Source organism: uncultured Brevundimonas sp. (assembly GCF_963974615.1).
Taxonomy (GTDB): Bacteria; Pseudomonadota; Alphaproteobacteria; order Caulobacterales; family Caulobacteraceae; genus Brevundimonas.
This window is the reverse complement of record NZ_CAXBDH010000001.1, coordinates 257,669-269,393: the sequence shown is the minus strand read 5'-3', so window position 1 is coordinate 269,393 and position 11,725 is coordinate 257,669. Positions and strand designations below refer to the sequence as shown.

The following is an 11,725-nucleotide window of genomic DNA, read 5'->3' as shown; positions in this document are numbered from 1 at the left end:
GGGGGGGGGCGGGACCCCCCGCCCCTCCGTCACGACGCGAAGCCGCGCCGCGCCACCTCCCCATTCGCGTCGCGAACAGGGAGGAGACAGATCATCGATTGAGCGCCGCGCGACCGGCCGCGGCATAGCGTTCGCCAACGGCGGCGTCGCGCGGGAAGATAGTTTCGATCGCGGCCAGTTCCTCCGCCGTCAGCACCATGTCGGCAGCGGCGACGTTTTCTTCCAGGGTGGCGATACGGCGGGTGCCGGGGATCGGCACCAGATGCTCGCCACGCGACAGCACCCAGGCCAGGGCCAGCTGGGCCGCGGTGGCCCCGCGCGCTTCGGCAAGGGTTTTTACCGCCTCGACCAGATCGAGGTTCTTCTGGAAATTCTCGCCCATGAAACGCGGATTGGTGCGGCGGAAATCGCCCTCTTCCAGATCGTCGATCGAGCGGATCGCGCCACTGAGAAAGCCCCGACCCAGCGGGCTGTAGGGCACGAAGCCGATTCCCAGCTCGGCGCAGGTGGCCAGAATCTCGTCCTCAGGCTCGCGGCTCCAAAGTGAATATTCGGTCTGCAGGGCGGTGATCGGATGAGCGGCGTGGGCCTTGCGCAGCGTCGCGGGGGCCGCCTCGGACAGGCCGAGGAAGCGGACCTTGCCCTCGGTGACCAGCTCGCCCATCGCCCCGACGGTCTCCTCGATCGGCGTGTCGGGATCGACCCGGTGCAGATAGTAGAGATCGACGTGATCCATGTTCAGCCGCATCAGGCTGCCCTCGATGGCGCGGCGCACATTGGCGGGGCTGCCGTCGACCGCCAGCGCGGTGCGTTCGGCGTTATAGCCGATGCCGAATTTGGTCGCCACGAAAGCGCGGTCGCGTCGGCCCTCCAGCGCCTTGCCGAGCTGGAGTTCATTGATGTGGGGGCCGTACATCTCGGCCGTGTCGAACAGGGTGACACCGAGATCGAGCGCGCGATGAATCACCGCTGTCGCCTGGGCCTCGTCCGAGCCGCGGCCGTAGAAGGCGGCCATGCCCATGCAACCGAGACCGATAGCGGAAACTTCGGGGCCACTGGGACCGAGGGTGCGGGTTTTCATGAGCGAACTCCTGTGGGGCCTGAGTCCACAGATCGTAGCCGGCTCACGTCGGCGCAAGTGCCCTAGAGCGGGGCCGCCTGCACTTTCAGCCAGTCCAGGGCCTCGCCGTCCAGCAAGGGGCCGACGGTACCCATGATCTCGGCGTGATAGGCGTCGACATAGGCGCGCTCATCCGGGGTCAGCAGGCTGACATCGATCAGCTTGCGGTCCAGCGGAGCCAGGGTCAGCTGGCGGAAGCCGTGCATCGGCCGCTCGCCGCCAGGAATGGGTTCGGGCGGGGTGACCACCTGCAGGGTTTCGATGCGGATGCCCCAGTGGCCTTCCTTGTAGTAGCCGGGCTCGTTGGACAGGATCATGCCGGTCAGCAGCGGCTGACTGTTCGGAGCCTTGGAGATGCGCTGCGGGCCTTCATGAACGCCCAGATAGCTGCCGACGCCGTGGCCGGTGCCGTGGTCGTAATCGAGGCCCGCCATCCACATCGGCAGGCGCGCCAGGGCGTCCAGTTGATGGCCGGTGGTCCCGGCGGGGAAACGCACGACGGCCAGGGCGATATGGCCCTTCAGTACCCGGGTGTAGCGATCGCGTTGTTCCTGCGTCGGGTCGCCGATGGCCATGGTCCGGGTCACGTCGGTGGTGCCGTCCAGATACTGGCCGCCGCCGTCGACCAGAAGCAGCGAGCCCTTCTCGATCTTGCGGATGGTGCGGGTCACCGGCTTGTAGTGCGGCAGGGCCCCGTTCGGACCGGCCCCGGCGATGGTGTCGAACGACAGGTCCTTCAGCTGGCCCGTGGCCTCGCGGAAACCTTCCAGCGCCTCGACGATCTCGCGCTCGCTGGGCAGGTCGCGCTGCGCCACCGTATCGACCCAGTGCAGGAAACGGGTCAGGGCCGCGCCGTCGCGGATATGGGCCTGACGCGCGCCCTCGACCTCGACCGGGTTCTTGGTCGCGCGCGGCACGGCACAGGGATCCATGCCCCGTACAACGGTCGCGCCCGCGGCCTTCAGCCGGTCGAAATACCAGGCCGAGGACTGGGCCGGATCGATCATCACCTTGCGACCCGACAGGGCATCGAGGGCAGCGGGCAGGGCCTCCTCGCCCTCGACCGAAACCTGGTCTCCCAGCCAGCCCGGCAGTTCGTTGGTGACCTTGCGCGGATCAAGGAAAAGGCGGGCGCTGCCATCGGCCTGAACGATGGCCTGACCCAGCGGCAGGGGCGAGCGAATGACATCGCCGCCGCGCACATTGAACAGCCAGGCGATCGAGGTCGGGGCGGTCAGGACGGTGGCCTGGGCACCCGCCTCTGTCAGGGCCGCGCCGATGCGGGCCCGCTTCGAGGCGCTGCTCTCACCGGAATAGACATCCTCGTGCGGGACCACCGGGGCCTGCGGCTGGGCCGGACGATCGGCCCAGGCCACGTCGATCGGATTGGGTTCGACGGGTTTCAGGGTCGCGCCGGCCTTCTCGGCCGCCCGCTTCAGACCGGCCAGGGCATCGGGGCTGTGCAGCCGCGGATCATAGCCGATTGTCGCGCCCTTCGGCGCCCGCGCCAAATATGCGGCGACGCCATCCTCCAGTGACAGAATCTCGAACTGGCCGGCATCGACCTGCGCCTTGACCTGAACCGTATAGCGGCCGTCGGCGAAGACCGCGGCGCTGTCCTTCATGATCACCCCGGCCCCGGCCGAACCGGTGAATCCGCTGACCCAGGCCAACCGGTCATTGGCGGGCGGCAGATACTCGTTCTGATGCTCGTCCTCGTGCGGGACCAGCAGGCCGTCGAGGCCCTGTTCGGCCATCTTCGCTCGCACGAGCGGCAGGTGTTTGGCCCCGAAGGACGGATCGGTGGTTTCGTCGAATGTCTGGCGCATGACGCCCCATAGCACCTCCCCCCCCGTCTTGGGGAGGGAGGGGCCGGATCAGTTTTGCGGGGCGGTCGGCGTGACTACGGCCTGACCCCCGGTCGAGGGCGGCGGGGAGGTGATAACCACGGTCGCCGGCGGGGTCGTCGACCGGGCTTCGGCGGCGCGGGCGTCGCTGGACGAGCGGATCGCCTCGGCCTGGGCGCGGGCCGCGTCGGCGCGGGCGATGTCGACACTGGCCTGGGCTGCCGTCATCTGACCCTGGACCAGAGCCGCGTCGGAAGCGGCCTGGGCTTCCAGCATCCGGGCGTTGGCATCATCGGGCTCGCGCCCGGCGAACAGGATCCACATGGCGGCGATAAGAACCAGACCACCAAGCACGCCGGCGATCCACCAGCCGGTGTTGGAGTCGCGAACCACCACGGTCTCGACTGTTTCGCTATAGACCGGTCCGGGCGGTGGGACGGGCGTGGACTCGGTGTCGGGATCAATCTGGGTCATGAGCAATTCCTTGGCTGGACTGCCATAACCGCCGGGCGTCACACCGGTTCCGTTTTCAACCCGTTCGACGCAAGACCAGGGCGCTCCAGGCGTCGTGGTGAATACGCTTTTCGACGACAAAACCGCGCGACAGATAGGCGGCGGTGACGCGGCGTTCCTGGGTCCGCAACAGACCCGAGAGGATGGCGACACCATCCAGCTTCAGCGCTTCCTTGATGTCCTGCGACAGAGCCACCAGCGGCGGGGCCAGAATGTTGGCGAACACCAGATCATAGGGGCCGTGTTCACGCACCCGCCGATCGTTGAGACCGGAGGCGTGGACGAAGCGGGCATGCGCCCCGTTGAGCTGGGCATTCTCATTGGCGATGCGCACCGAGGGGCCATCGATGTCAGTGCCGACGGCGATGCGGCTGCCGGTGCGGGCGGCGGCGATAGCCAGCACCCCGGTGCCGCAGCCGACGTCGAGCACCCGCTCGAATTTCTCGCGTTTCAACAGATCGTCAAAGGCCTCGAGACAGCCGACCGTGGTACCGTGATGTCCGGTGCCGAAGGCGGCTCCGGCATCGATTTTAAGATTGATGCGATTGGGCGGCACCCGCCCCTGATCGTGCGCGCCGTAGACGAAAAAGCGACCCGCCTCGACCGGTGGCAAACCGGACAGCGACATGGCCAGCCAGTCCGCATCGGCCAGGGTCTGGACCACAACTTTCAGTCCGGAGTGTTTTGCGAGACACGATTTCAATCTCTCGACCTCTTCATCAGTGGTCGGGAAGGCATCGATACGCCAGACGCCCCGATCCTCATCCTCCTCGAGAATCGAATAGGTTACGCCTTCCAGTATCGGATCTGAGTCGATGGCCTGCGCGGCGACTTCAGCCGCCTCGCGAAAACCATGCCCAATAATTTGCACTGCGGACTCGGACATTTCTCAAACGCCGTTATCATGACGAATCGAGAAACACGCCTTCACGCATTCGCGCGTCGGCTCAAACCGAGGGGTCGGGGAGTTCATGGTCAAGTCACCGTCTAAGTCGCCTAAAGCGTCCGCAGCAGCTTCCAAGCCGAAAGCGGCAGCAAAGTCGAGCGCTACACCGAAATCATCTGCCGCGGCTGCGAAGCCTGCGGCCAAGGCCGCTGCGCCGGCGAAAGCCAAGGCCAAAGCCAAGCCCGCAGTTAAGGCCAAGGCCAAGCCGGCGGCAAAGGCTGTCGCCAAACCCGCGGCCAAGCCCGCACGGGCGACGACAGCCAAACCGAAAGCGGCAGCCAAGCCGAAGCCCGCAGCGAAGAAGCCCGCAGCGAAGAAGCCTGCGGCCAGGCCCGCAGCCCGACCGGCAGCCCGTCCCGCTGTCGCCAGGCCTGTAGTCGCACGGCCCGTGGCGGCGCGTCCGGCACCGACACCGGCCCCCGCGGTCGCCCCGCGGCCGGCCGCTGCGAAGCCGCAGAAGAAAGGCTTCCTGAGCGGTCTGCTGGATGTGATCTTCGGCAAGAACTGATCACAATCGGCCTGAAACAAAAACGCCGGAGGGGCTGTCCCCTCCGGCGTTTTTCATTTGTGCCTACACCGACGTCGCGGCGAACGTCGGGTTCAGTCCTCGGGCAGGTCTTCGGCCAGGATGGCCATTTCAAACATGAAGGAACCGTCGCCGTCCTCGTCCTCGAAGACGATGCCGATGAACTCGTCACCGACATAGACCTCGGCGGAATCGTTCGGCTTGGGCCGGGCCTTCAGCTTGATGCCACCGGTGTTGAAGGTGCGCTTCAGGTGGGACTCGATGCGCTGGATGTCGGATGCGTTCACGGCGGGCCTCGGCAGTCTGTTCGAATTTTGCAGATGCAGCAGACCCTAGAGACTGGGGCCCGACAGGGAAAGGCTCAGATCACGAAGTCATAGACGATGTCGGCCAGCGTATGGTCCATCGACCGCGCCGGTGTCGCGTCCGTCGGGCAGTTGACCAGCCGGGCGGGCACACCGGCCACCGTGCATCCGGCCGGGACCGGCTTCAGCACCACGGACCCCGACGCCACCTTGGCGAAATCGCCGACGGTGATATTGCCCAGCACCTTGGCCCCGGCTCCGAGCAGCACGCCCTTGCCGATCTTGGGATGACGATCACCGCGCTCGGCCCCGGTGCCGCCGAGCGTGACCGCGTGCAGCATCGACACCTCGTCGCCGACCACCGCCGTCTCGCCGATCACAATTCCGGTACCGTGATCGAGAAACAGTCCGGACCCCAGCTGCGCCGCCGGATGGATATCGACCTGGAACAGTTCCGAGATCCGGCTCTGGAAATGGAAGGCCAGGGTCTCGCGTCCCTCGGTCCACAGCCAGTGCGCCACACGCCAGGCCTGCAAGGCCTGAAATCCCTTGAAGTAGAGAAACGGCTGCAACAGCGAATGAATGGCCGGGTCGCGCTCGGCCACGGCCTGGAGGTCGGCCTCGGCGGCGGCGACCATGGCAGGATCGGCGGCATAGGCAGCGAGGCAGACCTCGCGCACGGTCATGGCCCGCAATTCCTCGTCACCCAATTTGCGCGCGATCTGGTAACTGAGCGCCCCGGCCAGATCGGTGTGGGACAGGATCACGGCATTGAGCTGGGAGCTGAGCTGGGGCTCATCGCGCGCCGCCGCCTCGGCCGCCGCGCGCAGCTGGGTCCAGATCTCGGGCTGTTTGGCGACGACTTCGAGTGCGGGCATCAGACTTCCTTGCGACGCGATCATAACCGCCCGAGCATGATCTGCGCCAGCCGGTCCGGCAGATCGCCTTCACGGGCCATATGGTAGGCGCGCAGGACTGTCGCCACCGTGAAGGCGTCGCGGATCGATCCCCGCCCGATCTCGACCAGCAATTCGGTGAAGGGCACGCGCACCGAGCGGATGATTTCGGTGGGGTCCGGATCGACCGGCACCGGCGTCAGATCCCAGGCGATCCAGGCAATGGCGCGCTCGTCGGTGACAGAATTGCTCATCTCCAGCCGCAGGACCTCGCGCCAGTGGCCGGCGGCCAGTCCGGCCTCCTCGGCCAGTTCACGCTGCACCCCGGACAGCGGGTCCTCGGCATAGGGTGCGCCACCTTCAGGCATCTCCCAGGAATAGTTCATCAGGGCGAAGCGCTGCTGGCCGACCAGGGTCACCGTACCGTCATCGTGCAGGGGCAGAACCCCGACCGACAGGTTGTGCGGCCGCATGACGACATAGTCGGCCTTCATCCCGGTCGGCGCGGTGGCATCATGGCGCGTCAGCCGCAGCCACGGATTGTCGAAGATCGTGGTCGCCCCGGCGTCGCGCCACGGCGGCGGGCGATCACGACCGTCATCCCAGCCCGGCAGGGGGCGATCCTGATCAAACGGCAGACGGGAGTCGGTCATGATCAGGACTATGGAGCCACAACCGGCTTCGGCAAACCCGATCTGCCGTTGTGAAGCCCGTCCGGGGCGGCGATACAGATCCGACGGAGAAGGTTGTGATGAAACAGGGACAGATCCGGGCCAACGGACTCGACTTTGCCTATCTGGAGGCCGGCGAAGGTCCGCTGGTGCTGCTGTTGCACGGTTATCCCGACAACGCCTGGACCTGGGACCGGCAGATGCCGGCCCTCGCCGCGGCCGGCTACCGGGTGGTCGCGCCGTTTCTCAGAGGGTATCCGCCAACCGAGGTCCCGATGGATGGCTATTATGATCGCGCCACCCTGGCCCTCGACCTCAAGGGGCTGATCGAGGCGCTGAACGCCGGTCAGCCTTGCGATCTGGTCGCCCAGGACTGGGGCGCGGCCCTGTCCTACGGGGCGATGGCGGCATTTCCAGAGCTGGTGCGGCGGGCGGTCCTGATGGCCATCCCCCACCCGACGGTCACCGCTCGAAGCATGGCCTCTCCGGTCCAGATTCACCGCGCCTTTCACTGGTGGTTCTTCCAGCTGCCGGGCCTCCCGGAACAGGCGGTGCCGGCCGACGACTATGCCTTCATCGACTATTTGTGGGCGCAGTGGTCGCCCGGACATGCCGATCGGGATCATATTGCCCGGGTCAAACAGACCCTGTCACAGCCCGGGGCCGTCGCGGCGACCATCAACTACTACCGGGCAGCGTTGAATCCGGCCCTGCAGGACCCGGCCCTGAACGCACTGCGCAGCCGACTCGAGGACCCCATTACGGTGCCGACCCTGGCCCTGTGCGGAGCCGATGATGTGCGGGCCGGGCCGATGGCCGACCAGGCGTCCCATTTCACCGGCCCCTATCGATTTGACGTCGTGCCCGACTGTGGCCATTTCCTGCATCGCGAGCGTCCGGACGAGATCAGCCGGCGCATTCTCGCCTGGCTCAAGGACGCCTGACCGACCCCATGACCCGTTTGACCCTGCCCGCGACCGCACTCGGCGATCCCCTGCCCGTCCCGACACGATCGGACACCCAGCTGGAACGTCTGGCCGTCCGCCGCTCGGCCGCGGCGCAACAGCTGACGGTTCCCGGCCCGACCCCGGACGAGATCGAGACCCTGTTGACGCTGGGCGCTCGCACCCCCGATCACGGCAAGCTGTTTCCGTGGCGCTTCGTGGTGCTGGGCCCGCAGAGCCGCGCCGGGCTGGCGACCCGGCTGGAGCTTCTGGCCGCGCGCCAGCCCCAGCCCGACCCGGCGCGTGCCACCCTCGCCAAACTGACCAGTCCGCCGCTGACGATTCTGGTGATTTCCACGCCGGTTCAGGACCACAAGGTCCCGGTCTGGGAACAGGAATTGTCGGCCGGGGCCGTGTGCATGAATCTGGAGCACACGGCCAATGCCCTGGGCTTCGCCACCAGCTGGATCACCGACTGGTACAGCTATGACCCCGAGGCCGTCGTCCTGTTCGGCGTCGGTGCGGGTGAGCGTATCGCCGGCTTCATCCATATCGGCAGCCTGACCGAGCCCCCGCTGGAACGCCCGCGTCCTGACATGGCCACTAAAATCACGCGTCTGCCCTAGCCGCATTCACTGCTGTTCCGAACAAGGGACAGGCATAAACCCGCCGCCCGGCGACACCGAACGTCACGAACCGGGCTGGTTGCCGCTGTCGGGTTTTCGCCACTCCATCATCAGGAACCACGGTGCCCGGTTGTAGTGCGCGGTTCTGGCGGGGTCGCCGCCACGCGCGGCCGGCTCGGCGAAATGGGTGAGCACCAGCCCCTGTTCCAGCAGCAGCCCCATGTAGGTCGACAGCGGTCGGTGCCAGTTCCGGATGCGGATCCCACGCCAGGATATCCAGGCCGACCGTTCCTCCAGATAGTGGTCCATCGCATGCGCGCGGCGTCCGTCCGCCAGCGTCGTCCAGCCCAGGTCGAGCGCGTCGCCCGCCGTGTTGAACCCGTTCAGATTGGCGATCAGCAATGTCCCGCCCGGAGCCAGCACCCGCGCCATCTCGCTGATCGCCGCGCGCGCATCCGGAATGTCGATCAGCGACAGATAGCTGACGATCAGGTCGAACGCGCCGTCTCCGAAGCTCAAGGCTTCCGCCGCCTCGACGCGGTAATCGCCCTGGGGGTCGAGCGCCCGCGCCTGGTCGATCAGGCTCCGCGCCGGGTCGATCCCGACCGCCTCGACGCCCTCGGTTTTCATCATGCGACAGAAGCGTCCCTCGCCGCAGCCGACGTCGAGCGCCCGACGCCAGGGACGCAGGCGAACCCGCGCCATCATCGGCGCGTCCATCACAAACCGACGGCCAAAGTCACCGGCGTCGCCCATGTCGGCGATCCAGGCCGCCGCCGATTCCTCCCAGCCGTCGCTCATCGTGACTCCTCCGCCTGTGGTCTGTGCACCAGCGACACCAGCACCACGCTGATCATCATCAGCAGGAACCAGCTACCCAGCTTGGCCAGGGACACCGGGGTCCAGCCGTCATCCTGCCCCGGATAGACCCAGGCCCGGGCATAGGTACCCAGGTTCTCGGCGAACCAGATGAAGAGGGCGACCAGAAAGAAACCGAGCAGAAACGGCATCGACCGCCGGGTGCGATCGGGGGTGAAATAGAACCAGCCGCGACCGAACAGTAGCGCCGTCATTGCAAACAGGCCTAGCCGGATGTCGGGCAGCCAGTGATGGGCGAAGAAATTGACATAGATGGCCGCCGCCAGACTCCACGTGGTCCACAGCGGCGGATAGTGGGTGAAGCGGATATCGAAGATGCGCCAGATGCGGGCGATATAACTGCCGACCGCCGCATACATGAAGCCCGAGAATAGCGGCACCATGCCGATGCGCAACAGGCTGTCCTCGGGATAGATCCATGAGCCCTGGGTGGTCTTGAACAGCTCCATGATCGTGCCGACGATGTGGAAGACGAGGATGACCCGCGCCTCCTCCCAGCTCTCCAGCTTCAGCCACAGCATCGCCGCCTGAATGGCCACGGCGGCGACCACGAGAAAGTCGTAGCGCGCCACCGGCGCGGTCTGCGGCCACCACAGATGGGTGCCGACCAGCAGGGCCAGCATCGCCCCGCCGAACAGACAGGCCCAGCCCTGTTTGATCCCGAACATCAGGAATTCGAAGGCGCGACGGGACCACGCCGCCTGGTCCGCCCAGTCCTGCAGGCGACCCAGCCAATGGCGGCCCCAGTGTTCGAGTGGAAGGCGGCGAGGCTCGGTCACCAGATGGTCAGCCCCGCCCGCGATACGTCGGCACGCCCTGGTCCGGCAGCCACAGCCCCTCCGGCGCGACGCCGGTCTGCCAGAAGACGTCGATCGGGATGCCGCCGCGCGGGTACCAGTAGCCGCCGATACGCAACCATTTCGGGTCCAGCAGATCGGCGATCCGCTTGCCGATGGCCACGGTGCAGTCCTCGTGGAAGGCCCCGTGATTGCGGAAGGCGGTCAGATAAAGCTTCAGGCTCTTGGACTCGACCAGCCAGTCTCCCGGCGCATAGTCGATGACGATATGGGCGAAGTCCGGCTGGCCGGTGACCGGGCACAGGCTGGTGAACTCCGGCACGGTGAAGCGGGCCAGATACAGGGTGCCGGCATGGGGATTGGGCACGCGCTCCAGCCGGGCCGTTTCCGGGCTGACGGGCTGTTCGGTGTGCTGGCCGAGCTGGGAGAGGCCTGAGGTGTCTGTGGTCATGAGTTCGCTGTAGCGCCAACACCCACGCCCGTCACCACGACCGTATCTGACGTAGCGCCGTGCAAGGGTGTAACGACGACCCGGCCAGCCGCTCGCCCATGCCGGATTGGACTCTTTGGACTCTGTTTTTTCGAGTCCATGCCCGATCCCGGCTTTGAAATCCGTGGACTCTTTGGACTCGGTTTTTTCGACCCTCGACCGCCGCCGGATTTGCCTTCCCCCACGACAGCCCGCTATCCGTGGTCAATCAAAACGGGGAAACACCATGACCATTCCGGCGTCGCTGCAAAAAGGTCTGAAGCTGCCGGTCATCGCCGCGCCGATGTTTCTGGTGTCGGGGCCCGATCTGGTGGTCGAGGCGTGCAACGCCGGGGTCATCGGCACCTTTCCGTCACTCAACCAGCGCAGCACCGACGGCTATCGGGACTGGGTGCAGGAGATCAAGGGTCGCCTGACGCCCGACGCCGCCGCCTTCGGGGTCAATCACATCGTCCACCCGACCAATCCGCGTCTGATGACCGACATGATGGTCTCGGTCGAGGAGAAGGTGCCGCTGATCATCACCTCGCTGGGCGCGGTGCGCGACGTGGTCGATGCGGTGCACGGCTACGGCGGCGTGGTCTTCCATGACATCGCCAATGTCCGTCACGCCCGCAAGGCGGCCCAGGCGGGCGTCGATGGCCTGATCCTGGTGGCCAACGGGGCCGGTGGCCATGCCGGGGTGGTCAATCCCTTCGCCCTGGTCAATGAGGTCCGGTCCTTCTTCGACGGCACCATCATCCTGTCCGGCTGCCTGTCGACCGGGTCGGACGTCGCCGCCGCCCTGATGATGGGGGCGGATTTCGCCTATATGGGCACCCGCTTCATCTCGACCACGGAGTCGATGGCCCAGGGCGAATACAAACAGATGATCGTCGACGCCGGGGCCACGGACATCACCTACACCCCGGCCGTGTCCGGCATCCCGGCCAATTTCCTGACCCCGTCGCTGGTCGCCAACGGCATCGATCCGAAATCCCTGCCCGAGCACAAGCTCGACATGGCCGACGAGGCCAAGGCCTGGAAGACGGTGTGGTCGGCGGGTCAGGGCTCGGCCTCGGTGCATGACGTCCTGCCGGTGGCGGATCTGGTGCGCCGGATGCGCGAAGAAATGTCGACCGCGCGTGATGAATTTCTCGGGAAATACGGCTAGAGGCCTCCTCCT

At 66.4% G+C, this 11,725-nt stretch carries 14 protein-coding genes; 3 read left to right on the top strand and 11 right to left on the bottom strand.

Annotated features, from left to right (window positions below; genetic code table 11):
- Nucleotides 1–91 precede the first annotated feature (91 nt).
- The 8 genes from AAC050_RS01315 to AAC050_RS01280 form a co-directional block, all read right to left on the bottom strand.
- Nucleotides 92–1,081 (bottom strand): aldo/keto reductase, encoded by a 990-nt coding sequence (locus AAC050_RS01315; protein WP_339913234.1) that lies wholly within the window; start codon nt 1,079–1,081, stop codon nt 92–94.
- A gap of 62 nt (nt 1,082–1,143) precedes the next feature.
- Nucleotides 1,144–2,949: an aminopeptidase P family protein gene (locus tag AAC050_RS01310; RefSeq protein ID WP_339913233.1), complete on the bottom strand. Its 1,806-nt coding sequence runs from the start codon at nt 2,947–2,949 to the stop codon at nt 1,144–1,146.
- 48 nt (nt 2,950–2,997) lie between these two features.
- Nucleotides 2,998–3,441 (bottom strand): hypothetical protein, encoded by a 444-nt coding sequence (locus tag AAC050_RS01305; protein WP_339913232.1) that lies wholly within the window; start codon nt 3,439–3,441, stop codon nt 2,998–3,000.
- 55 nt (nt 3,442–3,496) lie between these two features.
- A complete protein-coding gene (locus AAC050_RS01300) occupies nt 3,497–4,366 on the bottom strand; it encodes a 50S ribosomal protein L11 methyltransferase (RefSeq protein WP_339913231.1) in 870 nt (289 codons plus the stop codon).
- Between the two features lie 3 nt (nt 4,367–4,369).
- Complete coding sequence (locus AAC050_RS01295; RefSeq protein WP_339913230.1) at nt 4,370–4,708, bottom strand: hypothetical protein; 339 nt, start codon at nt 4,706–4,708, stop codon at nt 4,370–4,372.
- Nucleotides 4,709–5,026: 318 nt separating this feature from the next.
- The gene (locus AAC050_RS01290; RefSeq protein WP_339913229.1) at nt 5,027–5,239 is read right to left on the bottom strand and encodes a DUF3126 family protein; all 213 of its coding nucleotides are present in this window, start codon (nt 5,237–5,239) and stop codon (nt 5,027–5,029) included.
- Between the two features lie 74 nt (nt 5,240–5,313).
- Nucleotides 5,314–6,135, bottom strand: a complete 822-nt coding sequence (gene cysE / locus AAC050_RS01285) for a serine O-acetyltransferase (protein ID WP_339913228.1) — start codon at nt 6,133–6,135, stop codon at nt 5,314–5,316.
- 20 nt (nt 6,136–6,155) lie between these two features.
- Entirely contained in the window at nt 6,156–6,806 is a 651-nt protein-coding gene (locus AAC050_RS01280) for an NUDIX hydrolase (protein WP_339913227.1), read from the bottom strand.
- A gap of 98 nt (nt 6,807–6,904) precedes the next feature.
- Here AAC050_RS01280 and AAC050_RS01275 point away from each other — a divergent pair, with 98 nt between their 5' ends.
- Both AAC050_RS01275 and AAC050_RS01270 read left to right on the top strand, forming a co-directional pair.
- Nucleotides 6,905–7,768 (top strand): alpha/beta hydrolase, encoded by an 864-nt coding sequence (locus AAC050_RS01275; RefSeq protein ID WP_339913226.1) that lies wholly within the window; start codon nt 6,905–6,907, stop codon nt 7,766–7,768.
- Nucleotides 7,769–7,776: 8 nt separating this feature from the next.
- Entirely contained in the window at nt 7,777–8,394 is a 618-nt protein-coding gene (locus AAC050_RS01270; protein ID WP_339913225.1) for a nitroreductase, read from the top strand.
- Nucleotides 8,395–8,457: 63 nt separating this feature from the next.
- Here the strand turns inward: AAC050_RS01270 and AAC050_RS01265 are convergent, their stop codons facing one another.
- Genes AAC050_RS01265 through queF form a run of 3 tightly spaced genes read right to left on the bottom strand, consistent with a single transcriptional unit; the run spans nt 8,458 to nt 10,521 of the window.
- Nucleotides 8,458–9,195 (bottom strand): class I SAM-dependent methyltransferase, encoded by a 738-nt coding sequence (locus AAC050_RS01265; RefSeq protein ID WP_339913224.1) that lies wholly within the window; start codon nt 9,193–9,195, stop codon nt 8,458–8,460.
- The gene (locus AAC050_RS01260) at nt 9,192–10,004 is read right to left on the bottom strand and encodes a DUF817 domain-containing protein (protein WP_339913239.1); all 813 of its coding nucleotides are present in this window, start codon (nt 10,002–10,004) and stop codon (nt 9,192–9,194) included. Before AAC050_RS01260 ends, AAC050_RS01265 begins: the two co-directional genes overlap by 4 nt.
- A 55-nt stretch (nt 10,005–10,059) precedes the next feature.
- Nucleotides 10,060–10,521: a preQ(1) synthase gene (gene queF, locus AAC050_RS01255; protein WP_339913223.1), complete on the bottom strand. Its 462-nt coding sequence runs from the start codon at nt 10,519–10,521 to the stop codon at nt 10,060–10,062.
- Nucleotides 10,522–10,786: 265 nt separating this feature from the next.
- Here queF and AAC050_RS01250 point away from each other — a divergent pair, with 265 nt between their 5' ends.
- A complete protein-coding gene (locus tag AAC050_RS01250) occupies nt 10,787–11,713 on the top strand; it encodes a nitronate monooxygenase family protein (protein ID WP_339913222.1) in 927 nt (308 codons plus the stop codon).
- Nucleotides 11,714–11,725 lie beyond the last annotated feature (12 nt).

Bases quoted from the DNA above. Each gene is read 5' to 3' on its own strand.
- AAC050_RS01265 (WP_339913224.1), bottom strand. From the start codon at position 9,195: ATGAGCGACGGCTGGGAGGAATCGGCGGCGGCCTGGATCGCCGACATG.
- AAC050_RS01270 (WP_339913225.1), top strand. From the start codon at position 7,777: ATGACCCGTTTGACCCTGCCCGCGACCGCACTCGGCGATCCCCTGCCC.
- AAC050_RS01275 (WP_339913226.1), top strand. From the start codon at position 6,905: ATGAAACAGGGACAGATCCGGGCCAACGGACTCGACTTTGCCTATCTG.
- AAC050_RS01250 (WP_339913222.1), top strand. From the start codon at position 10,787: ATGACCATTCCGGCGTCGCTGCAAAAAGGTCTGAAGCTGCCGGTCATC.
- AAC050_RS01305 (WP_339913232.1), bottom strand. From the start codon at position 3,441: ATGACCCAGATTGATCCCGACACCGAGTCCACGCCCGTCCCACCGCCC.
- cysE (WP_339913228.1), bottom strand. From the start codon at position 6,135: ATGCCCGCACTCGAAGTCGTCGCCAAACAGCCCGAGATCTGGACCCAG.
- AAC050_RS01280 (WP_339913227.1), bottom strand. From the start codon at position 6,806: ATGACCGACTCCCGTCTGCCGTTTGATCAGGATCGCCCCCTGCCGGGC.
- AAC050_RS01300 (WP_339913231.1), bottom strand. From the start codon at position 4,366: ATGTCCGAGTCCGCAGTGCAAATTATTGGGCATGGTTTTCGCGAGGCG.
- AAC050_RS01310 (WP_339913233.1), bottom strand. From the start codon at position 2,949: ATGCGCCAGACATTCGACGAAACCACCGATCCGTCCTTCGGGGCCAAA.
- AAC050_RS01315 (WP_339913234.1), bottom strand. From the start codon at position 1,081: ATGAAAACCCGCACCCTCGGTCCCAGTGGCCCCGAAGTTTCCGCTATC.
- queF (WP_339913223.1), bottom strand. From the start codon at position 10,521: ATGACCACAGACACCTCAGGCCTCTCCCAGCTCGGCCAGCACACCGAA.